At 66.3% G+C, this 19,782-nt stretch carries 18 protein-coding genes; 13 read left to right on the forward strand and 5 right to left on the reverse strand.

What is annotated here, in order from left to right; all coding sequences use genetic code 11:
• Window position 1: 1 nt before the first annotated feature.
• The 3 genes from flgA to flgF are packed head-to-tail and all read right to left on the reverse strand — an operon-like array spanning window position 2 to window position 2,733.
• Window positions 2-1,156: a flagellar basal body P-ring formation chaperone FlgA gene (gene flgA / locus XH87_RS04820; RefSeq protein WP_271586353.1), complete on the reverse strand. Its 1,155-nt coding sequence runs from the start codon at window positions 1,154-1,156 to the stop codon at window positions 2-4.
• Between the two features lie 10 nt (window positions 1,157-1,166).
• Entirely contained in the window at window positions 1,167-1,955 is a 789-nt protein-coding gene (gene flgG / locus XH87_RS04825; protein WP_158671659.1) for a flagellar basal-body rod protein FlgG, read from the reverse strand.
• A gap of 16 nt (window positions 1,956-1,971) precedes the next feature.
• Window positions 1,972-2,733: a flagellar basal-body rod protein FlgF gene (flgF, locus tag XH87_RS04830; protein ID WP_035707301.1), complete on the reverse strand. Its 762-nt coding sequence runs from the start codon at window positions 2,731-2,733 to the stop codon at window positions 1,972-1,974.
• A gap of 386 nt (window positions 2,734-3,119) precedes the next feature.
• Here flgF and fliL point away from each other — a divergent pair, with 386 nt between their 5' ends.
• The 5 genes from fliL (at window position 3,120) to XH87_RS04855 (ending at window position 9,906) form a co-directional block, all read left to right on the forward strand.
• Entirely contained in the window at window positions 3,120-3,617 is a 498-nt protein-coding gene (fliL, locus tag XH87_RS04835; RefSeq protein WP_271586354.1) for a flagellar basal body-associated protein FliL, read from the forward strand.
• 19 nt (window positions 3,618-3,636) lie between these two features.
• Entirely contained in the window at window positions 3,637-4,839 is a 1,203-nt protein-coding gene (gene fliM / locus XH87_RS04840) for a flagellar motor switch protein FliM (protein ID WP_035707307.1), read from the forward strand.
• Window positions 4,836-5,282, forward strand: coding sequence for a DUF6468 domain-containing protein (locus XH87_RS04845; protein WP_035707311.1), 447 nt, complete (start codon window positions 4,836-4,838; stop codon window positions 5,280-5,282). The genes fliM and XH87_RS04845 overlap by 4 nt, the downstream gene beginning before the upstream one ends.
• A gap of 9 nt (window positions 5,283-5,291) precedes the next feature.
• Window positions 5,292-6,056, forward strand: coding sequence for a MotE family protein (locus tag XH87_RS04850; RefSeq protein WP_035707314.1), 765 nt, complete (start codon window positions 5,292-5,294; stop codon window positions 6,054-6,056).
• A gap of 103 nt (window positions 6,057-6,159) precedes the next feature.
• Entirely contained in the window at window positions 6,160-9,906 is a 3,747-nt protein-coding gene (locus XH87_RS04855) for a tetratricopeptide repeat protein (RefSeq protein ID WP_271586355.1), read from the forward strand.
• Window positions 9,907-10,106: 200 nt separating this feature from the next.
• Here the strand turns inward: XH87_RS04855 and fliP are convergent, their stop codons facing one another.
• Window positions 10,107-10,859 (reverse strand): flagellar type III secretion system pore protein FliP, encoded by a 753-nt coding sequence (gene fliP, locus XH87_RS04860; RefSeq protein WP_271586356.1) that lies wholly within the window; start codon window positions 10,857-10,859, stop codon window positions 10,107-10,109.
• Window positions 10,856-11,821, reverse strand: coding sequence for a flagellar biosynthetic protein FliO (locus tag XH87_RS04865; RefSeq protein WP_271586357.1), 966 nt, complete (start codon window positions 11,819-11,821; stop codon window positions 10,856-10,858). Before XH87_RS04865 ends, fliP begins: the two co-directional genes overlap by 4 nt.
• A gap of 353 nt (window positions 11,822-12,174) precedes the next feature.
• Between XH87_RS04865 and flgB the strand changes: the two genes are divergently transcribed.
• The 8 genes from flgB to XH87_RS04905 all read left to right on the forward strand — a co-directional run bounded on the left by flgB (window position 12,175) and on the right by XH87_RS04905 (window position 19,761).
• The gene (gene flgB / locus XH87_RS04870) at window positions 12,175-12,579 is read left to right on the forward strand and encodes a flagellar basal body rod protein FlgB (RefSeq protein ID WP_035707335.1); all 405 of its coding nucleotides are present in this window, start codon (window positions 12,175-12,177) and stop codon (window positions 12,577-12,579) included.
• 36 nt (window positions 12,580-12,615) lie between these two features.
• On the forward strand, window positions 12,616-13,041 hold the full coding sequence (gene flgC, locus XH87_RS04875; RefSeq protein WP_271586358.1) for a flagellar basal body rod protein FlgC: 426 nt from the start codon (window positions 12,616-12,618) through the stop codon (window positions 13,039-13,041).
• A gap of 16 nt (window positions 13,042-13,057) precedes the next feature.
• Window positions 13,058-13,366, forward strand: a complete 309-nt coding sequence (gene fliE, locus XH87_RS04880) for a flagellar hook-basal body complex protein FliE (RefSeq protein ID WP_271586359.1) — start codon at window positions 13,058-13,060, stop codon at window positions 13,364-13,366.
• A gap of 114 nt (window positions 13,367-13,480) precedes the next feature.
• The gene (fliQ, locus tag XH87_RS04885; RefSeq protein ID WP_018321865.1) at window positions 13,481-13,744 is read left to right on the forward strand and encodes a flagellar biosynthesis protein FliQ; all 264 of its coding nucleotides are present in this window, start codon (window positions 13,481-13,483) and stop codon (window positions 13,742-13,744) included.
• Window positions 13,745-13,923: 179 nt separating this feature from the next.
• Window positions 13,924-14,700, forward strand: coding sequence for a flagellar biosynthetic protein FliR (gene fliR, locus XH87_RS04890; protein ID WP_035707361.1), 777 nt, complete (start codon window positions 13,924-13,926; stop codon window positions 14,698-14,700).
• 4 nt (window positions 14,701-14,704) lie between these two features.
• Window positions 14,705-15,784: a flagellar biosynthesis protein FlhB gene (flhB, locus tag XH87_RS04895; protein ID WP_271586360.1), complete on the forward strand. Its 1,080-nt coding sequence runs from the start codon at window positions 14,705-14,707 to the stop codon at window positions 15,782-15,784.
• Between the two features lie 155 nt (window positions 15,785-15,939).
• Window positions 15,940-18,513, forward strand: coding sequence for a cell cycle histidine kinase CckA (gene cckA / locus XH87_RS04900; protein WP_271586361.1), 2,574 nt, complete (start codon window positions 15,940-15,942; stop codon window positions 18,511-18,513).
• 246 nt (window positions 18,514-18,759) lie between these two features.
• Window positions 18,760-19,761: a Tim44 domain-containing protein gene (locus XH87_RS04905; RefSeq protein WP_271586362.1), complete on the forward strand. Its 1,002-nt coding sequence runs from the start codon at window positions 18,760-18,762 to the stop codon at window positions 19,759-19,761.
• The last annotated feature ends 21 nt before the right edge of the window (window positions 19,762-19,782 follow it).

A 19,782-nucleotide genomic window follows, 5' to 3' on the forward strand; every position in this document is an offset into this window, starting at 1 on the left:
CTTACTCTGACTTGGCTGGAGCTTGCGAGAGGCGGGCTTGCGGGATCTGGGCTTGTGCGACCTTGGCTTGTGCGACCTGGGCCGGCGACGCGGGGGCCTGGACCAGGCTCCGGACGAGGGCTGCAGTGTCGACGGGGGCGGGCGTCTCATCGCGCTTGATCGACGAGGTCTGCTCGACGGCCGGCACCATCGGCGCGGACTGACTTGCGCCCTGGACCGTCACCTGGCCGCGGCCGGTGACGATGCCGGTCAGCGTGCGCTTGGACTGCAGATTGAGCACGCTGATGCTGTCGCCCTCGGCGCCGTTCTCGACCGCCTTGCCGCGCGTGGTGAGATAGAGGCCGGGCACCTGGTAGATGATGGTGACGGCCTGGTCGCGCAGCACGAAGTCGGGCTTGACGATGTCGGCGATGCGGAGCGGCGTGCCCGCGCGCATCGGCCGGCGCAGCTGCATGCCGATGCTGCGGTCGCGCCCGGCCGGTTCGCCGGTGATCTCGGCCCTCGGCCGGCGCTCCAGCGAGAGATCGGAGGATTTCAGAAGCTCGGCGCGGTCGATGTCCCGGGTCAGCACGGCCACTTCCACGGTCTCGACCGCGGTGCCGGTGAAGCGCAGCCTGGTCGGCGCCGGATTGCTGTCGTTGGCAATCTCGAAGCCGACATCGAAACGGCCGCTGCGCGCATCGTAGCGGGTTGCGACCGGCTGGAGCGCGCCGGTGTTGGAGGCATCGAGCCGCATGTCGGCGACGCCGCGATCGAAGGTGATGGTGATGTTGGCGGCCTCGCCCAGGCCGAAGCGGCGCTCGAGCGCGGCGGCTACCGCGTTCTCGATCTCCTTGCTCGCGAGCGTGCGGGCGAGGCGGGTGACCTGGACCTCCTTGATGTCGCCGGTCATGACCCCGATCACCTGTTTGGCCCGCAACACCGAGAGCACTTGGCCGACCGTCAGCGTGCCGGTGGTGCCGAGATCGGGCGAGCGGTAGACCGGGATCAGCGCGGCCGATCCCGCGTTCTCGATGAGATCGCCGATCCGCACCACGTCCGAGGTCACGGTGACGCTCGTGCGCAGCGTCGGCGAGGCGATGAACTCGTCGGCGGCCGCCGCCGGCAATGCCAGCGCGAGAAGGATGGAGATCGAGGCGAGCGTGGTGCGGATCATCGTCATCACCTCAGCGGAACAGCGCCGTGGTCGACTGCATCATCTGGTCGGCCGCGCTGATGACCTTGGCGTTCATCTCGTAGGCGCGCTGCGCGGCGATCAGGTCGCTCATCTCCGAGACGACGTCGATATTGGCCTGCTCCAGGCTGCCCTGCGTGATCTTGCCGTAACCCTCGGAGTTGGCGGTGCCGTCCTGGGGCGCTCCGGAGGAGGGGGTCTCGATGAACTGGTTGTTGCCGACGGGCTGAAGGCCCGCCTTGTTGATGAAGCGGGTGACGCCGATCTGGCCGATGATCGACGAGGCCGATGAACCCGGCAGGGTCACCGAGACCTGGCCCTGCTCGCTCACGGAGATGCCCGAGGCGTTGTTCGGGATGGTGATGGTCGGCTGCACCGGGTTGCCCTGCGCGGTGACGACGCGTCCCTGATTGTCCATCTGGAAGGTGCCGTCGCGGGTGTACTGGTAGGTGCCGTCGGGCATCAGGATCTTGAAGAAGCCCTCGCCCGAGAGCGCGAGATCGAGGTCGTTACCGGTCTGCGACAGCGTTCCCTGCGTCATGCTGCGCGGCGTGCCGACGGTCTTGACGCCGCCGCCGATGTCGACGCCGACCGGCAGGATGGTGCCCTGGTCCGACGATTGGGCGCCGACGCGGCGGACGTGCTCGTAGATCAGGTCCTGGAACGCCGCGGTCTGCTTCTTGAAGCCGGTGGTGCGCAGGTTGGCGATGTTGTTGGAGATCACCTGAACGTTGAGTTCCTGGGCCGCCATTCCGGTCGCAGCGGTGTGAAGCGCCTGCATGTCAATTCTCCTTCAATCAGGCCGGAACGTCGGCGAGCTTTTCGATCGCCGATTTGTGGAGGTCGCTCTGCTGCTGGAGCAGGTTGGCGATCGCGGTGTAGCTGCGCATCACCTCGACCATGCGGGTCATCTCGCCGACCGCATTCACGTTCGACTTCTCGACGTAACCCTGCTGCAAGGTGGACTTGGTGTCGGCCTGCTGGTTGGCCGAGCCGACGCCGTAGAGATTGCCGCCGAGCTTGGTCAGCTTGGCCGGATCGTCGAACGACACCATGCGGATCTTGCCGCGGATCGAGTCGGTCCGCGCCGTCCCCTCGAGCACCGTGACGGTGCCGTCGGGCGCGACATTGATGTCGTGGTCGGTCGGCTGGAAGGTAATCGGGCCGGCATTGCCGAGCACGAGATTGCCGTCGGCGGTGACGAGCTGGCCGGTGCTGTTGAGCGAGAACTTGCCGTCGCGGGTATAGAGCTCGCCGCCATTGGCCTGCACCGCGAAATAGGCGCCGCCGCTGATCGCCATGTCGAGGGGATTGTTGGTCGGCTCCATCGGTCCCTGACCGACGTCGCGGAAGGTCCCGCGGTCCTGCACATAGGAGACCCGGCGGTCGCCACCGACGAAATTGTCCTCGCGCGCGTTCGAGTTGAGATACTCCTCGAACAGCGAATGGTCGGCCTTGAAGCCGTTGGTGTTGGCATTGGCGACGTTGTTGGCGATGACATCCATCTGCCGTTCCAACGTCATCTGCCGCGACAAGCCGATCAGAAGCGCGTTCTGCATCGGAAAATCTCCCCTGAGTGAGATCTGCCATTTCGCTCTCCCAAGCGCCTTGGCGGACCCCGTGAACGAGACCTCGAGGTTCTCCCAAACCGAGAGGTCTCGGCGCTCTCTCAGCGAAAGCCGTGCCAACTAAAAAACAAGCGTAATTTCAATTGCTTGCTTGTTTTTGATGAGCGCGGGAGGGCGGCAGAAAGGTTCTGTTAGCCATGTTTGCCCGGCAGATTTTTCCTAGCGGAAGCCCAATCGAAAGGTTCCGTTAACCATTATTACCGTAGCGTTTGCGCATCAGAGGAGCGCATTGCGCTGGGGCATTCGTATCGCGTCACTGTCTGCCAGGAGGCTTCGCTCTTTCGACCCCCTTTGAGAGATGAACGAGCGCGGCAACCATGGCAGAGAATGAAGAAGGCGGCGCAGCCGCCGACGGCGCGGAAGCCGCTCCGCCGAAGAACAAGCTCAAGCTCATCATCATGGCCGTCGGTCTGCTCGCCGTCCTCGGCGGCGGTGCCGCGACCTGGTTCTTCTTCTTCCGTCACGGCGACGAAGAGCATCATGCCGAGGCCGCGGCCCCGCCAAAGCCGCCTTCCTTCGTCGACGTCCCCGACATGATGGTCAACCTCGCCGGCGCGCCGGGCGAGCGCGTGCAGTATCTGCGGCTGAAGATCGTGCTGGAGCTGAAGGAAGAGAAGCAGATCGAGGCGATCAAGCCGATGATGCCGCGGGTCACCGACATCTTCCAGACCTATGTGCGCGAACTGCGCCCCTCCGACCTCAACGGTTCCGCCGGCATCTTCCGCCTCAAGGAGGAACTGACCAAGCGCGTCAACGCGGCGGTCGCCCCGATCCAGGTCAGCGCCGTGCTGTTCAAGGAAGTCGTGGTCCAGTGAGCATGACGGACTAGGGATCATGGCCGGCAACGAGCAAATGGACCAGGACGCGATTGCCGCCCAGTGGGAGGCGTCGCTCGATTCCGAGGATCCCGCCGAGGCCGCAAAGGCTGCTGCCGAGAACGAGCTATCGGAGACCATGGCCCTGCAATGGGCGGCCATGGTCGAGGACGGAAGCCGCGATCTCGGCACCGGCAAGAACTCCGGCGAGCGGGTGCTGTCGCAGGAGGAGATCGACAATCTCCTCGGCTTCACCGTCGGCGACGTCACGCTCGACGATCATTCGGGCATTCGCGCGATCATCGATTCGGCGATGGTCTCCTACGAGCGTCTGCCGATGCTCGAAATCGTCTTCGACCGCTTGGTGCGGCTGATGACGACGTCCTTGCGCAACTTCACCTCCGACAACGTCGAAGTCTCGCTCGACCGCATCACCTCGGTGCGTTTCGGCGACTACATGAACTCGATCCCGCTGCCCGCCGTCCTCACCGTCTTCAAGGCCGAGGAGTGGGAGAATTTCGGCATGGCGACGGTCGATTCCAACCTGATCTATTCGATGATCGACGTGCTGCTCGGCGGCCGCCGCGGCACCAGCCAGCTCCGCATCGAGGGCCGGCCCTACACCACGATCGAGACCGAGCTGGTCAAGCGGCTGGTCGAGGTGGTGCTGGCCGACGCCGAGCAGGCGTTCCGGCCGCTGTCGCCGGTGACCTTCACGATCGACCGGCTCGAGACCAATCCGCGTTTCGCCGCGATCAGCCGTCCCGCCAACGCCGCGATCCTGGTCCGCCTTCGCATCGACATGGAAGACCGCGGCGGCAACATCGAGCTGCTGCTGCCCTATGCGACCATCGAGCCGATCCGGGGCGTCCTGCTCCAGATGTTCATGGGCGAAAAGTTCGGCCGCGACCCGGTCTGGGAGGGCCATTTCGCCACCGAGATCGTGCAGGCCGAGATCGCCGTCGATGCGGTGCTCTACGAGGCCGACATTCCGCTCAAGCAGCTGATGCGGCTCAAGGTCGGCGACACGCTGCCGCTGGACATGCGCGCCGATGCCAACGTCACCGTGCGCTGCGGCGACGTCACGCTGACCGAGGGGCGGATGGGCCGGGTCGGCGACCGCGTCGCGATCCGCGTGACGAAACCCCTGCGCAAGCCAAGTACGACACTTGCGATGTTCGAGAAGGCGGACGAGCAGAACAAGATGATGGAGGCCCCATGAACCACTCTCTGGGAATGGCGATCGAGACGCTGGTGGCTATCCTGCTGATGCTGACGATCGTCTACTGCGTCATGCTCAACAAGCGGCTGACGCGGCTGAAGGCGGACGAGCATTCGCTAAAGGCGGTCATCGGCGAGCTGATCACGGCGACCGAGATCGCCGAGCGCGCGATCGGCGGGCTGAAGCTGGCCGTGCGCGACGTCAACGAGAACCTGGGCAACCAGCTCGCCGCCGCGACGCAGATGTCGGATCAGCTCTACAAGCAGCTCGGCGAGGCCGACAACGTGGTCCGGCGTCTGTCCAAGATCGCGATCGCCGCGCGCCCCGTGACGAACCCCGAAGCAGTTGCCGCGTCCGCGGCCAAGCCGTCGACGGCGAAGGCGGTGGCGGCTGCGGCCGAAGCCTTCTCCGAGCGCCGACGCTCCAATGGTCTTGCCGCATGAAGTCAGGAAATGAAGTCCTTTCGTAACATCCGCGTCATTCCGGTCGTCCTGGTTGCCGTCGCCGGTCTTGCCACGCTGAAGGTGGCGGGCCTCGTGATCAATGGCGGCTATGTCTTCGACTACAAGCCGAACCAGACCAGGAAATCCTGGGCGCAGGAGAATCTGAACTTCCCGACCGGCCGCGAGGAGCCGGAGATCATCACCGGCTCGACCCACGGCGCGCCGAAGGAGGCGCCCAAGCCCGCCGCGCCCGAGACCAAGCCGGAAGGCACCGTGGTCAAGATGGACGAAGCCCAGCCGCAGGTCTCGGCCGCCGAGCGCGCGATCCTGGAGCGGCTGCAGGCGCGGCGCCAGGAGATCGAGGCCCGCCAGCGCGAGATCGACATTCGCGAAAGCCTGCTCAAATCGGCCGAGAAGCGCATCGAAGGCAAGGTCGAGGAGATGAAGGCGGTGGAAAGCCGCATCTCGGCGACGCAGGCCGAGCAGAAGGCCGCCGAAGCCCAGCGCATGAAGGGCCTCGTGACCATGTACGAGGGGATGAAGCCCAAGGACGCCGCACGGGTGTTCGACCGGCTCGAGATGGGCGTGCTGATCGAGATCGCCTCGGCCATCGCGCCGCGGAAGATGTCGGACATCCTGGGATTGATGTCGCCGGAAGCGGCCGAGAAGCTGACGGTCGAGATGGCCCGCCGCGCCAATGGCGGCGGCGATCAGTCGGCTTCGGCCGCGGACCTGCCCAAGATCGACGGCAAGCCGACGCAAAAGCCGAATTGAGGGCTCATACTTAAGAAGTCCTTAATTGGCAAAACCTTAAGGTCGAGGGGAGGAGCCGGCATCAGGACCGGCGCCGGCCGTCGAAACGGAAGAAATGCCGCCAATGGCGCGAGAGGCTGCCGCTGGATTTGTGTCGCGAGCCCGCGCTTCGGTGCCGGGGTTGTCGCGTCATGTCCGAAACGCGGGCGTGCTGGCGGTCTGCCTGCTGATCGGCCTTGGTGCGCCTGCCCGGGCGGCTGATCCTGTCAGGGGCGAGGCGACGTTTTCCGCCGGCGGCGGCTTTGCCCGTCTCGTCATCAAGCTCGGCGAGGACGTTCCCTCCGAGGTGGCGACCGCGGGTTCCATCCTCATCATCCGCTTCGATCGGCCCGTCGACGTTCCCGTCGACCGAGTCCCGGAAGGCGCGCCCGATTACGTCAACTCCGCCCGCCGCGACCCGGATGGCAGCGCGATCCGCCTGTCGCTGGCGCGGCGCGTCACCGTCAACACCATGAATGCCGGCGAGCGCACCTTCGTCGACCTCTTGCCCGAGGGCTGGAAGGGACCGCCGCCGAGCCTGCCCATGGACGTGGTCAAGGAGCTCGCCGAGCGCGCACGCGTGGCCGAACGCGCGCTGCGTGCCCAGCGCGCCGCCGCCGAGGCCAGGAAGCGTCCGCAGATCCGCGTGCGTGCCTCGGTGCAGCCGACCTTCGTGCGCTTCGTGTTCGAGATGCCCGACGGCGTCGGCGTCTCCTCCGTGCTCAACGAGCAGAAGCTCACGCTCGCCTTCAACGCCAATCTCAATTTCGACCTGGCGGACGCGATCGTCGCAGCGCCGCCGAACGTCGCCTCGATCAAGCAGAAGGCCGACATCGACCAGACCAATGTCGAGATCGCGCTGATCGGCGATTCCGACGTACATTCGTTCCGCGACGAGAAGAACTACGTCGTCGACGTCGCCTTCCAGCCCGACAAGGGCAGGGCGACCGCGACGCCCGAGGCGGCGATCGCGCAGATGAAGCCCGCCGGTCACGGACCGGAGCCTGCGCCGGAAAAGCCGGCGGCCGAGAAGCCGAAGGACGCCCGTAGCGAGATCGCACCGCCGACCTCCGAGACGATCGCGCGCGAAGCCAGGATCGACGTCAAGCCCGAGGCGAAGCCGGAAGCGAAGCCGGACGCACCGGCTGCGATGCCACCCGCCGAAGCGGCGAAGCCGGCTCCTGCGGCTGAGGCGGCGCACGCGCCGGAGATGGTCAAGGAAGCGCCCAAGGAAGCGCCAAAGGAAGCCGCGAAGGAAGTTGCGAAGCCCGCGCCTCCCGCCGCCGAAGCGGCGGCCGCGCCGGCCAAGCCCGCGCCTGCCGAAGAGGCTGCGAAGGCGCCGGTCAAGGACGTTGCCAAGGAAGTCACCAAGCCTGCGCCGCAGCCGACGGTCGCCGGCGTCGATGCGCGCCGCGACAGTGACGGCCTGCGCGTGACGTTCCCGGTTCAGGTCGCAACGCCGGCGGCGGCGTTCCGCCGCGGCGACACGGTGTGGCTGGTGTTCGATACACCGAAACCGATCGATGTCGAGGCGATCCGCACCAAGGGCGGCGCGATGATCGGCGAGGTCGGCCGCATCCCGCTCGACAAGGGGCAGGCGGTGCGCATCCGTCTCACCCGTCCGCTGGTCTACTCGCTGACGAGCGAGGAGGTCGGCAAGGAGACCAACTGGCTGCTGACGCTCGCCGACAAGATCCAGGCGACCCCGCTGCCGCTGATGATGTCGCGCAACATCACCGATCCCGCGCTGGCCAATATCGCGATCCCCTTCGCCAATCCGGGCCTCCTGCACAAGCTCACCGACCCGGATGCCGGCGACACGCTCTATGTCGTCACCGCGCAGCGGCCGGTGCGCGGCTTCATCAAGCGGCAGGACCTCGTCGATCTCTCGCTGCTGGAATCCGCGCACGGCATCGCGATCCGGCCGAACTCCGACGAGGTCGGCGTCGAGGTCGGCTCCGACAAGGTGATTCTCGGCAAGAAGGGCGGGTTGACGCTGTCGCCGGTCGACATCTCGGCCGAGCGGGCGCCGACCGCGGTGCGCCCGGTCTTCAGCCCCGACGGCTGGCGCAAGGGCCAGTCGGAGAATTTCTGGGCGCGCCAGGGCGAGCTGATGACGGCGATCTCGGCGGTCGAGCCGGCGTTGCGTTCGCTACCGCGGCTCGATCTCGCGCAGTTCTACATGTCGCGCGCCATGTATCACGAGGCCAAGGCCGTGACCGACGTGATGCTGACCGATCCCCTCAACAAGGAGGAGAGCGGTGCGCTGATCATGCATGCGATCGCGAGCATCCTGATCGGCCGGCCGGCGCAGGGCCTGAAGGATCTCGCCAATCCCGTGATCGGCAACAGCCACGATTCCCAGCTCTGGAAGGCGCTCGCCTATGCGCGCCAGGGCAAATGGGCAGACGCGCGCGAGAAGTTCAAGAACGTCGAATTCGCCATCGCCTCGCTGCCGCTCGACATCCAACGCATCGTGACGATGGACGCGATGCGCGCCTCGCTCGAGGTGAAGGACTATGCCGGCGCCTCCAAGCGCCGCAGCGAGCTCGAGGTGGTCGGCGTCCCGCCCGAGGCCGCGCCCGGCTTCGCCGTGCTGCGCGGCCGGCTCGCCGAGGCGCTCGGCCACGACAAGGATGCGCTCGACGACTACAGGTTCGCGGTCGCCTCGAACGACCGTCCGGCTGCGGCCGAGGCCAAGCAGCTCGAGGTCGCACTGCGGCAGAAGCGCGACGAGATCGGCAAGGAAGAGGCGCTGCGCGAACTCGAGACGCTGTCCATGACCTGGCGCGGCGACACGATCGAGGTCAAGACGCTCCAGATGCTGGCGCAGCTGTATGCCGAGAACGGGCGTTACCGGGAAGCGCTCACCGCCGCGCGCACCGCGACGAGGCTCCAGCCGAATGCCGAAGCCTCGCGTCAGGCGCAGGATCTCGCCTCCGACCTGTTCACGCAGCTATTTCTCGGGCCGAAGGGCGACGAGCTGCCGCCGGTCGAGGCGCTCGGGATGTTCTACGAGTTCCGCGAGCTGACGCCGATCGGCCGCCGCGGCGACGAGCTGATCCGCCGGCTCGCCGACCGTCTCGCCTCGATCGATCTGCTCGATCAGGCCGCCGAGCTTCTGCAATACCAAGTCGATCATCGCCTTGAAGGCGCGGCGCGCGCCCAGGTCGCCGCGCGGCTTTCCATGATCTATCTCGCCAACCGCAAGCCCGACATGGCAATCACCGCGCTGCGCGCGAGCCGCATCAGCGATCTCTCCGGCGAGCTCCGGCAGCAGCGCCTGCTGCTGGAAGCGCGCGCGCAGAGCGACGTCGGCCGTCACGACCTCGCGCTCGACATCGTCTCCAACGTCTCGGGGCGCGAAGTGCTCCGTCTGCGCTCCGACATCTTCTGGGCGGCGCGGCGCTGGCGCGAGTCCGCCGAGCAGATCGAACTCTATTACGGCGACCGTTTCCGCGACTTCAAGCCGCTCAATGCGGTCGAGAAGAGCGACATCATCCGCGCCGCCGTCGGCTATGCGCTCGCCGACGACTCGATCGGCCTGTCGCGCTTCCGCGAGAAATACGCGCCGCTGATGAGCGAGAGCGCCGACCGTCTCGCCTTCGACATCGCCAGCAAGCCGGCCGCGGCATCGAGCGCCGAATTTGCCGAGATCGCCAAGCTCGCTGCCAGCGTCGATACGCTCGACGGCTTCCTGCGCGAGATGAAGCAGCGCTTCCCCGACGCCACGGCGCGCGCGCCCGGCTCGCCGCAGGCCAGGGACGAGTCCGACCACACCGGCTCGCTGCCCACGATCCCGGTCGTGCGGCAGATCAAGATGACGCGATAGGGCTCAGCTGCGGCGCGAAGCGCGACCCGGGACAGTGCCACGGTCTCCGTCATTGCGAGCTGCGCGAAGCAATCCAGATCTTTTCGCGGCGGCAGTCTGGATTGCGTCATCGCGAGGGGGCCTCGCAATGACGGCGAGGGGCCGGGGGCCATCGCTGGGAGCGGAGAGGATGCGTCGCTCGCCTCATCTCCGAGCCAGCCTCACCCCCCGTAACTCTGCACCAGACTTCCCGCCACCAGCGACCAGCCGTCGACCAGCACGAAGAAGATCAGCTTGAACGGCAGCGAGATCGTCGCCGGGGGCAGCATCATCATGCCCATCGACATCAGCACCGAGGCGACGACGAGGTCGATGATCAGGAAGGGGAGGAACAACAGGAAGCCGATCTCGAAGGCGCGCTTCAGCTCGGAAATCATGAAGGCGGGGACGAGAATGCGCAAGGCGAGCTCGTCGGGAGTGGCCGGCGGCGGCTCGCCCGACAGGTCCAGGAACAGCTTGAGGTCCTTCTCGCGCACGTTCTTCTGCATGAAGCCGCGCAAGGGGACGGAGGCGCGCTGGAGTGCATCCTCGACGTCGATCTGGTTGGCGACAAGCGGACGGATGCCCTCGTCGTAGGATTTTTGCAGGACCGGGCCCATCACGAAGAAGGTGAGGAACATCGCGAGCGCAATGATCACCGAGTTCGGCGGGGCGGTCGCGGTGCCCATCGCGGTGCGCAGCAGCGACAGCACGACCACGATGCGCGTGAACGACGTCATCATGATCAGGATCGAGGGCGCGATCGACAGCACCGTGAGCAGGGCGATGAGCTGGATCGCGCGCTCGGTGACGCCGCCGCCCTGGCCGCCGAGATTGATGCTGATGTCCTGCGCATGCGCCGGCATCGCGAGCGAGGCCGCGCCGAGCAGGACAGAGAGGAAAAGAACTCTACGCGGGAGGGCCGGCAGCCTCACGAAGACGGCTTCGGACGGCCGAGCAGCGAGGCCATCTCGTCTTCGAGATTTTCAAAGCTGGTCTTTTCCGCAGCCGGCTTCGCCGGCGGGGCAGGTGGTGCCGGCGGCTCGCTGCGTGCCGCCCGCGGGGGAGCGGCCGGCGGCTCCGGCGCAACCGGAGGTGCGACCGTTTCCCCGGCCGGGCGGCGCAGGGCGGCCTCCAGCCGCTGCGCCATTTCGGCGAGATTCTGCTCGGCGCTCGAGGGCGCAGCAGCAGGTGCCGGCGGCGGCACGGGCGGAGCCTGCGGCACGGGCGGAGGAGGCGGCGGTGCAGCAGCGCGCTCAGGGCGCACTGGCGGCATCTTCACCGCCTCGCTCCCGCGCGGCGGACGCGGCATCAGCGGCGGCTCGCCGCGCGTGATGCGCGGCGGCTCGGGCCGTGCTTCGCGCTCGGGACGTGGCGCGGCCGGCTCCGGTGTAAAGCCTCCCAGGGGCGGTTCGCTGCGGCGTTCGGCCAGCGGAGGAGCAGGCCGGCGCAGTTCCTCGGCGAAGGAGGGGCGCGCGGGCCGCGGCGGCGGCTCGGGCATTTGCGGCTCGGGATGATCGAGCAGTTCGGGGCGCGGCGCTTCGTCGGCCCAGCCGCCGGCGTCGGGCATGGGCGCGAGGCGCGGCGGCTCGGCGTTGGGACGCTGCGGGAGCTGGTCGCGGCTGGGCGCGGCACGAACGATATTGGGCTCGACCACGATGTCGGTGGGCCCGCCGATCATCAGGAGATGCTCGACATTGTCGCGCCGGACCAGCACCAGCCGGCGCCTTCCGTCGACCGCGGCGGCGTCGATCACGGCGAGGCGGGGCATCCTGCCGCGCTGGGTGTTGGCACCCAGCCGGCTGCTGCCGAATCGGCGAACCAGCCACGCAGCGACGCCGATCAACGCCAGAACGACGATGAACGCGACGATGAAGGTGATAGGGCTGCCTTGCATACTTGTCCCCGACAAATGGCGCTTTTCTCGTGCCCGTGGTCAGATTGGCCAACCACCGGCATACGATGCCCCAAACTGCGATTTCTTAACGTTCCACGGCAGGTTTTGCCGTCCCCAACCCTTAATAACCCATGAATCGCCCGATCCAAAACGACTTCTTGCCCTGTGCACGCGCCGCCAAACGGTTGGGTTAATGTCGCTTTTCGAGGCGTAGAATCACGGGGTTGCAAAATCGTGTCTCGCTCGGGGACAGGCGTCGAGAGCGTCCTTAACCAGCTGTTAACCATACAGCCGGCAAATTCTGCCTAGCTTCGGACCTTGGAGGTCCGGAAAGGGCGGAAGGAGCCGCGACGATGTCCATCAACGATCTCCCGGTGCTGTCGGCGCTTCGCACCAAGATGCAGTGGCACCAGGAGCGCCAGCGCGTCCTGTCCGAGAACGTCTCCAATTCCGACACGCCCAAATTCCGGCCGCGCGACCTGGTCGAGCCGAAGTTCGACAGGACCGGCGCCGTCACGGGGTCCATGGGCCCCCTGGCCCTGACCCGTACCAGCGCCTCGCACATGACGCCATCGGGCGCGGTTTCCGCATTCGACCAGAACAGGGACGCGGGCTTTGAGACCCGCCCCGCGGGCAACGCCGTCAATCTCGAGGAGGAGATGATGAAGGCCGCCAGCAACCAGATGGACTACGCGGCGGCGACCTCGCTCTATTCGAAGAGCCTGCGCCTGCTCAAGACCGCGATCGGCAAGGGCTAGGCGTGATCCGGGGACCAGGAGAGCCAGAGGCGCATCATGGCGAATGACAGCAGCGACTTTGCCCGCTCGATGGCGATCGCCACCTCCGGCCTGCGCGCGCAGGCCGGGCGCATGCGGGTGATCTCGGAAAACATCGCGAATGCCGACTCGACGGCGCAAACCGCCGGCGGCGACCCCTATCGGCGCAAGGTTCCGACCTTCTCCTCCGCGCTCGACCGCACGCTCGAGGCGCAGGTCGTCACTCTCGGCAGGATCAAGCCCGACCAGTCCAGCTTCCGCGTCAAATACGAGCCAAGCAATCCGGCTGCGGATGCGAGCGGCAACGTCAAATATCCCAACGTGAATTCGGTGGTCGAGATGACCGACATGCGCGACGCGCAGCGGTCCTACGAGGCCAATCTCAACATCATCAGTGCGACGCGCCGGATGATCCAGCGCACGCTCGACATCCTCAAGAGCTGAACAGGACATTTGAGACATGGCATCACCCACAATCGCCGCGAACGCCTATGCCAGCCTGGCCCGCGTGCTCGAGAACAGCGGCGCCGGCAAGGGCAGCGAGCCGGCCGGGCAATCCTTTGCTTCGCTGCTGAAGGACGCCGTCGGCAGCGTCATGGAGTCCGGCCGCAAATCCGATGCGCAGACGGTGGCGATGGCCGCCGGCAAGGCCAACGTGATGGACGTGGTGACGGCGGTTGCAGACACCGACGTCGCGGTATCCACGCTGGTCTCGGTGCGCGACCGCGTGATCGCGGCATATGAAGACATCATGAAGATGCCGATCTGATGCGCAGTCATTCCGGGGCGGTGCGAAGCACCGAACCCGGAATCTCGAGATTCCGGGTTCTCGCTTCGCGAGCCCCGGAATGACGACAAACAATTTTAGAGTGAGAATTGCCAAATGACCGGACCCGAGACTCTCGACGTCGCGCGCGATGCGATCTGGACCATTGTGATCGTGTCCTCGCCGCTGATGGTGGTCGGCCTCGTGGTCGGCGTCATCGTGTCGCTGTTCCAGGCGCTGACGCAGATCCAGGAGCAGACGCTGATCTACGTGCCGAAGATCCTGGCCATCTTCGCCACGATGCTGCTGGCGCTGCCGTTCATGGCCGACGCGCTCCACGCCCACATGTTGCGGATCTCGTCGCGAATCATCGGCGGCTGAGGCACAATGCGTCGTGCGGTGGATTTGACGTTCGCCCAGGGGGCTCCGCAGTCGCGTTGGCGAATGTCAAATCCAATAGCCGCACGACTATTGATATTTGCGAATGCCTCTTTGGCTCCAACATTCGCAAAAGTGCCTGCCGCGATGGCATGCGAATGTTGGAGCCGAGGCATTCGGCCATGCGCATCGACGTCTCGCTGCTGCCGGCGCTCGCCGCCTCCTTCATGCTCGCCTTCGCCCGGGTCGGCGCGATGGTGATGCTGCTGCCAGGTCTGGGCGAGACCAACATTCCGACGCGGATAAAGCTGTCGATCGCGCTGTTGCTCACGCTGATCATCCTGCCCCTGCATCGCAACGCCTACCACGTCGACATGGGCTCGCTGGCGCCGCTGCTGGTCCTGATGCTGCATGAGATCGTGATCGGTATCGTGCTGGGCGCGACCGCGCGCGTGACGTTGTCGGCGCTCCAGGTTGCGGGATCCGTGATCGCCCAGCAGATGGGGCTTGGCTTCGTCACCTCGGTCGATCCGACGCAGGGACAGCAGGGCGTGCTGGTCGGCAACTTCCTGACCATGCTGGGGGTGACGCTGCTGTTTGCCACCGACAGCCATCATCTGGTGATCGCGGCGCTGAACGACAGCTACGCGATCTTCTCGCCGGGCGAGACCGTATCGAGCGGCGATGTCGCCTCGCTGGCAACGCGCGCCTTCGCAGCCGCGTTCCGCCTGGGCTTGCAGCTCTCCGGGCCGTTCCTGGTGTTCGGCCTCGTCTTCAACATCGGGTTGGGGGTGCTGGCGCGGCTGATGCCGCAGATGCAGGTCTATTTCGTCGGCGTGCCGCTCTCGATCTTCGTGGGCTTCCTGGTGCTCGCGGTGGTGCTCACGGCGATGATGGGCACGTATCTGGATTATTTCATCGGTGTCATGCACCAGATGATGCCGCTCAGGGCACGATAGATCGATGTCGGAAGACAAGGACCCAGAGAGTCAAACAGAAGACCCGACGCAAAAGCGCCTTGACGATGCGCTCGAACGCGGCGACGTCGCCAAGAGCCAGGAGATCAACACCTGGTTCATGATGGCGGGCGGCACGCTCGTGGTGTCGACCTTCTCGGGGTCGGTCGGCAGCGGGCTGCTGGCGCCGATGCGCAACCTGCTCGCCAATTCCTGGATGATCAAGACCGACGGCAAGGCTCTGCTCGCGCTGATGCAGCAGATCGAATTCGCCGTGCTCGCGGCGATCGGCGTGCCCCTCCTGATGCTGATGCTGGCCGCGATTGCCGGCAACATGCTGCAGCACCGCCTGGTCTGGTCGACCGAATCCCTGACACCCAAGCTCAGCAAAATATCGCCCGGCGCCGGATTCAAGCGCATCTTCGGCAAGCAGGCGGCAGCCAATTTTCTCAAAGGCATCGGCAAGCTGGTGGTGCTCGGCGTGGTCATGACCATGATCCTGTGGCCGGAGCGGCATCGCATGGAGGCGATGGTCCGGCTCGATCCGGCCGCCATGCTCGGTGCCAGCACCAGCATGACCATTCATCTGCTCGGCGCGGTGGTCGCAGCGCTCGCGATCGTCGCCATCGGCGATTATTTCTTCCAGTACCGAAGCTGGTTCCAGCGGCAGAAAATGTCGCTTCAGGAGATCAAGGAAGAATTCAAGCAGTCCGAAGGTGACCCGCACATCAAGGGCAAGATCAGGCAGTTGCGGCAGCAGCGCGCCAAGAAGCGCATGATGGCGGCGGTTCCCAAGGCCTCGGTGATTATCACCAACCCGACCCACTACTCGGTGGCGCTGTCCTATGAGCGTGGCATGTCGGCGCCGATCTGCGTCGCCAAGGGCGTCGACAACCTCGCCTTCAAGATCCGGGAGATCGCGCGCGAGCACGACATCCCGATCGTGGAGAACGTGCCGCTGGCCCGCGCGCTCTACGCCACGGTCGACATCGACCAGGAAATCCCGACCGAACACTACCATGCGGTCGCCGAGGTGATCGGCTACGTCATGCGGCTGAAGCGCGGATTCAGCGCCGGGCGGGGATAAAACACCCCGAAAAGTACCGGAAATGGCCGTAATCTGGGAATCAGCGTACGTTTCGCCCCTGCTGCCCTTGCACCTTTGGGTCCGATTCAGGCAGGGAGGACCCTACGCGCCCTGTAGCGCGTTGATTCTCTGCCGACAGGCTGCGCCAGCTTGAGATGACCGCCGAGACCGACCACGACCTCACACGCGAACCCGTTCCGGCGCACGAACCGTCGCCGCGCTCGGGCAGCATTGCGCTGGTGCTGCTGGTGGCCGCCGGCCTCGTCGCGGTGGCCGTCGGGCTGATGACGCTCGGGCGGGCGCAGGCGCAGCCCTATATCCTCGGCATCCTCGCCGTGCTGGCGATGGTCGGCCTGTTCAACCTGTTCGCCTTCGCCGCCGGCATCATCCGCTTCGCCGACCGCAGTCTCGATGATCCGGTCGTGGGCCGGATCGCCGATCATGGATTCGACGGGCTGGCCGTGACCGATCCGCGCGGCCACGTGGTCTATTCCAACGCGGCCTACCTGACGCTGACCGGCGCCAGCGGTCCGCAGGACGTGCGTCCGGTCGAGCGCGTCTTCATCGGCAATCCCGACGTCTCCGAAGCGGTGTTCCGGCTGCTCAAGGCCGCCCGCGAAGGCAAGCGGCAGCAGGAAGAGGTGCGGATCTCCGGCCATGACGGCAGTCAGGGCCGCTGGTTGCGCATGCGGGTGCGCCCGCTCGGCACCGGAAAGCGCGACGCGAAATACGCGGTGTGGTCGATCGCCGACATCACCCGCGACCGCGAGCGCCAGGAGGACGTGTTCCAGGAGCTCCAGCACGCGATCGAATATCTCGATCACGCGCCGTGCGGCTTCTTCTCGGTCAATCCGGCCGGAGAGCTCGCCTACGTCAATGCGACGCTGGCAAACTGGCTCGACTACGACCTCGCCGAGATCGGCTCGGGCGGATTGAAGCTGACCGACATCGTGTCCGGCGACGGCGCCTCGCTGCTGACCTCGATCGTGGCGGTGCCGGGCGAGGTGAAGACGGAGGTCTTCGACATCGACCTGCGCATGCGCACCGGCAAGACCATGCCGGTGCGGCTCTATCACAAGCTCGCCTTCGGCGCCGACGGTGCGCCGGGGCCGTCGCGCACGCTGGTGATCAGCCGCGCCCGCGACGAGCGCAGCGACCCCGACCGCGCCGCCGAAGTACGCTTCATGCGCTTCTTCGACCACACGCCGATGGCGATCGCGACGGTCGATCGCGCCGGCAATGTCGTGCGCGCCAATGCGCGCTATGCCAAGCTCGGACAGGCGCTCGGGCTCGACAGCGCCAGCAAGTCGATCTTCCGCGCGGTCAATTCGCGCGACCGGCACCTTTTGATCGCCGCCATCAACCAGGCCGCCGAAGGCAAGGCCGATATCGCGCCGGTCGAGGTGGCGCTGGAAGGGGCCAAGGAGCGCTGGGGCCAGTTCTTCGTCACGCCGGTCGATGCGGCCGAGAACGAGGCGGAAGCCGCCATCGTGCACATGCTCGAGACCACCGAGCGGCGCGCGCTGGAGAACCAGATCAACCAGTCCCAGAAGATGGAGACGGTCGGCCAGCTCGCCGGCGGCATCGCCCACGACTTCAACAACGTGCTGTCCGCCATCATGATGGCGAACGACTTCCTGCTGAACGCGCACAAGCCGACCGACCCGTCGTTCCAGGACATCATGCAGATCAAGCAGAACGCGACGCGGGCCGCGACCCTGGTGCGGCAGCTGCTGGCGTTCTCGCGGCGGCAGACGCTGCGGCCGCAGGTGCTCGATCTCGGCGACGCCCTGAGCGATCTCACCATGCTGCTGCGCCGGCTGATCGGCGAGAAGGTCAAGCTCGACCTCGTCCACGGCCGCGATCTCTGGCCGGTGAAGGTCGACGTCTCCCAGTTCGAGCAGGTGATCGTCAACCTCGCCGTGAACGCGCGCGACGCCATGCCCGACGGCGGCAAGCTGATCATCCGTACCGCCAACGTCAGCACCGAGGACGCAGGCAGGCTCGCCTACAAGGGCATGCCGGCTGCGGATTATGTCCGGATCGAGGTCGCCGACACCGGCACCGGCATTCCTCCCGACATCCGCGACAAGATCTTCGAGCCGTTCTTCTCGACGAAGGAAGTGGGCAAGGGTACCGGCCTCGGGCTCTCCACCGTCTACGGCATCGTCAAGCAGACCGGCGGCTTCATCTACGTGGACTCCGAGCCGGGGCAGGGCACCTCGTTCCACATCTTCCTGCCGCGTCACCATGCCGAGGAGGAAGTGCAGGTCGAGCAGTCCGCAGCGGCGGTCAGCGCTGCGAAGGAAGCCGCGCCTGCGGGCGCCGAGGCCAAGCCGCGCACCGATCTCACCGGGCAGGGCACCATCCTGCTGGTCGAAGACGAAGAGGGCCTGCGCGCGCTCAACGCCCGCGGCCTGCGCTCGCGCGGCTACACCGTGGTCGAGGCCGAGAACGGCGTCGAGGCCATGGACGTGCTGGAGGAGCAGGGCGGCGCGATCGATCTCGTCGTCTCCGACGTCGTGATGCCGGAGATGGACGGCCCGACGCTGCTGAAGGCGATGCGCGACAAGAACCCCGACATCAAGTTCATCTTCGTCTCCGGCTATGCCGAGGACGCCTTCGAGAAGAGCCTGCCTGAAGGCCAGCAGTTCGACTTCCTGCCAAAGCCGTTCACGCTGAGCCAGCTGGTGGCGGCGGTGAAGGAGACGATGGCGAAGCAGGGGTGAGAGCGGGAGGCGGCACGCCGTTCCTTGCGCCCAATCGCTTCCACACTCCGTTCGCAATGACGAGGAAAAAGCGGAATTTTCATCCTGATGCCGTCGGTAACAGGCGACCACGGTTCCAGGGTGCACCGGCCAAGCCCCCGTCAAATATGGGGTTTCGTCACATCCCCGCGACTGAGGGCCGCAGCCGCGGGTTCCGAAACCGGCTTCACTTTTCGGGAAGTCTGCCCATCTTAAGCGCATGTCCCCATGCCGGGGATTTGGGAAACGCACATGACTTTCTCGCTACGCTCCCGCAATCTCTTCAAGACGATCGCCGTCGTGCTGGCGCTTGCGCTGCCGACCGCGCTGGCGATCTCATCCGCCGATGCGCGCGTCGGAGGCGGCTTCTCGTCGGGTTCGCGCGGTTCGCGCACCTATTCGGCGCCGCCCTCGACCACGACCGCGCCGGGCTCGGCCTCGCAGTTCAACCGCACCTACACCCAGCCGGGCGCAGGCATGAATTCGGCCGCAACCGCGCCCGCGCGCGGTGGCCTGTTCGGTCGCGGCGGCGGCTTCCTGGGCGGCCTTGCGGCCGGCTTCCTCGGCGCCGGACTGCTCGGCATGCTGTTCGGCGGCGGCCTGTTCGGCGGCCTCGGCGGCCTGTCCTCGATCCTCGGTCTGATCATCCAGATCGCGCTCATGGTCCTCGTGGTGCGGCTGGCGATGTCCTGGTGGCAGCGCCGTCATGCCCCGCGCGCGGCCTACGCCAATGCTGATGCCGGCGCAGGCCCTGGACCGCAAGCGAACTATCGCAGCGGCCTCGCTGGTGGTCTCGGTGGCTTCGGCTTCGGCGCCAACAACGCGCCGCTCGAGATCAAGCCGGGCGACTATGAGGCATTCGAGCGTCTGCTCGGCGAGATCCAGACGGCCTGGTCGAACGAGGATGTGGCCAAGCTGCACACGCTCGCGACGCCGGAAATGGTCTCCTATTTCGAGCAGGACCTCGCCCAGAACCGCGCGCGCAACGTCGTCAACAAGGTAACCAACGTCAAGCTGCTGCAGGGCGACCTCGCGGAAGCCTGGCGCGAAGGCGAGACCGAATACGCCACGGTGGCGCTGCGCTTCGCGCTCACCGACAAGACGGTCGACCGCAACAGCGGCGCAATTGTTGCCGGCAGCGAGCAGCCGGGCGAAGCCACGGAGGTCTGGACGTTCGCCCGACGCCCGGGCAGCGGCTGGGAATTGTCGGCGATCCAGCAGACCAACTGATCGCAAGCGATTTGGCAGGAA

The sequence above is a fragment of the Bradyrhizobium sp. CCBAU 53415 genome (assembly GCF_028128735.1).
GTDB lineage: Bacteria > Pseudomonadota > Alphaproteobacteria > Rhizobiales > Xanthobacteraceae > Bradyrhizobium.